The 2,069-nt window shown below is 62.6% G+C and carries 4 protein-coding genes; all 4 read right to left on the reverse strand.

From position 1 onward, the window contains the following. Positions 1-92: 92 nt before the first annotated feature. Positions 93-275, reverse strand: a complete 183-nt coding sequence (locus tag ACFU99_RS41755; RefSeq protein ID WP_384403488.1) for a DUF397 domain-containing protein — start codon at positions 273-275, stop codon at positions 93-95. Positions 276-293: 18 nt separating this feature from the next. Then, entirely contained in the window at positions 294-503 is a 210-nt protein-coding gene (locus ACFU99_RS41760) for a DUF397 domain-containing protein (RefSeq protein WP_384403490.1), read from the reverse strand. A gap of 148 nt (positions 504-651) precedes the next feature. Further along, positions 652-852: a DUF397 domain-containing protein gene (locus ACFU99_RS41765; RefSeq protein ID WP_384403493.1), complete on the reverse strand. Its 201-nt coding sequence runs from the start codon at positions 850-852 to the stop codon at positions 652-654. Beyond that, entirely contained in the window at positions 839-1,726 is an 888-nt protein-coding gene (locus ACFU99_RS41770; protein WP_384403496.1) for a helix-turn-helix domain-containing protein, read from the reverse strand. The genes ACFU99_RS41765 and ACFU99_RS41770 overlap by 14 nt, the downstream gene beginning before the upstream one ends. Positions 1,727-2,069: the final 343 nt, after the last annotated feature.

The raw sequence follows: 2,069 nt of genomic DNA on the forward strand, positions 1-2,069 counted from the left end.
GCCCTCGCAGCGAGGGCAGAACCAGCAAACGATCACGACTCAATACAGGCCCTAGAGCCCGTCGCCCGGCGGGGGCCGTGGTGCCGTTTGGCTCAGATATCCGTGGCCCTGATGAATGCGACGAAGTCGCTCCATGCTGCGCTGCTGAAGACCAATGCCGGTCCGTGCGGGTCCTTGCTGTCGCGTACGGGTATGACGCCGCGCGTTGCTGCGGTGGCGGGTGTCCATTCGAGGCAGTTGCCGCCATCGGGCTGCTGCGGGTGCTCTTGTGCCACGCGGCGCGCTTGAGGTCGTCAGCGCGCATGGAATTCGTCGCTCTTCACCTCGCTGATGAACGCGGCCCACGCGTCGGCTGAGAGGACCAGCGCGGGTTCGTCAGCGTTCTTGCTGTCGTGGACAGGGATGATGCCGGGGCAGTCTTCGGCCACCTCCACGCAGCTTTGGTTGGCATTGTTGTAGGTGCTCTTGCACCATGTCCTGGGCTTGAGGTCGCTCTTTCGCAAGGCTACTCCCTGCGGTCCCGAGGCCGCTGGACGGCCTCGCAGAGTTACGTCCTGAACTGATGATAGGTCGCCGACAGGTGCCTGCGAAGGACGCGAACTCGCAATGAGCCCCTGCCGGTTTCGGCAGGGGCTCGTGGTATTGCTGGGCTCAGACGTTCGTGGTCCTGACGAATGCGACGAAGTCGCTCCACGCTGTGCCGTTGAGGACCAGTGCGGGCCCGTCAGAGTTCTTGCTGTCGCGGACAGGGACTATTCCAGAAAAGCCGTCGGCCACTTCGACGCAGCTTTGGCTACCGTTGCTGTAGGTGCTCTTGCGCCAGTTGGCACGCTGAAGGTCAAGCTTGTGCATAGTTTCCTGCCATTTCTGAGATCAGGTCTGCGGATGCTTGTTCGTCAAGCGCCTTGGTCCAGATGTCTTGGAACGCACCGTCGTAGCGTTCCACCTCGTGCGGTCGATCCAGGTAGAGGGCTCCTGTGTAGCCGTCCGAATAGACGGTGGGGGGTTCAGTCGGGCGGCCTTCTCCACTGAGCGGGAATCGGAGAATGGTGAACTGCCCTGTCGCCATACCGTGATGCAGACCAACGCTGAACGGGATCACTCTGATCGTAATGTTGGGCAGCTTGCTGACTTCCACCAGCCGGGCGAGCTGCGCTCCCATGACTTTCTTCCCGGACACGGGGTGACGCAACACCGTCTCGCTGAGGGCGACGTGCAGTGTCGGTGGATCAGTGCCCCTGCTGATGAGCACTTGCCGAGCGACGCGAAGGCTGACGCGCCTCTCGATCTCAGCGGGAGACTCATTCGGATGGTGAGCGCTGATGACGGCGTGGATGTAGTCCTCGGTCTGGAACAGCCCGGGGATCAACTCGCTCTCGTACCAATCCAGCTGTGAAGCCGCCTCTTCGAGCCCGATGTAAAGATCGAACCCTTCGGGGATCGCCTCCCCATAGGCATGCCACCAGCCCCGCGCCTTGGTCTCCTTCGCGAGCCCCATGAGCGCCTCGGTCATGTCGGCCGGTGCGCCGTAGACCTTGCACATGGCCTCAACGTCCAGGCTGCGCAGCGATGTTTGACCTGTCTCGATGCGCCACATCTTCGCCTCGGACCACTCCAGCTTGCTTGCTGCTGCCCGCACGGTGAGCCGGGAACGGTTGCGCAGATCGCGCAAGAACCGTCCCAACTGCCGGCGAGGCACGGTGGATCCGGTAGGCCCATCTGTCATGCGCCGCCCCTTCCTGTCATCCCAATGTGAAGGACTTTAGACACCCGAAATGGAAGCACCGAGAAACCCGGTTCGCAATGGGGGCACCTCTTCGTGGGACATCTGTTCTGAAATCTTGCACACCACCGGTTGCAGCCACATTCTGGTCCGACATCACCCGGACAACAACCGCTTGTGGTGCGGGATATGAGGACGGTGAACCCGATGAGCCCTGGCTCCTCCGAGCAGTGGGACAGCAGTCATCCAGCCGACGCGGCTGACCCGGTGCCGACCAGCGATGCCGACGCGCTGCACGAGCTGATCCAGGCCGGCGGCTTCTGGCGCATAGCGCCGGAGTGGGTTC

This window comes from Streptomyces sp. NPDC057654, from assembly GCF_042800135.1.
Classification (GTDB): Bacteria; Actinomycetota; Actinomycetes; order Streptomycetales; family Streptomycetaceae; genus Streptomyces.

Bases quoted from the DNA above. Each gene is read 5' to 3' on its own strand.
- ACFU99_RS41770 (WP_384403496.1), bottom strand. From the start codon at position 1,726: ATGACAGATGGGCCTACCGGATCCACCGTGCCTCGCCGGCAGTTGGGA.
- ACFU99_RS41765 (WP_384403493.1), bottom strand. From the start codon at position 852: ATGCACAAGCTTGACCTTCAGCGTGCCAACTGGCGCAAGAGCACCTAC.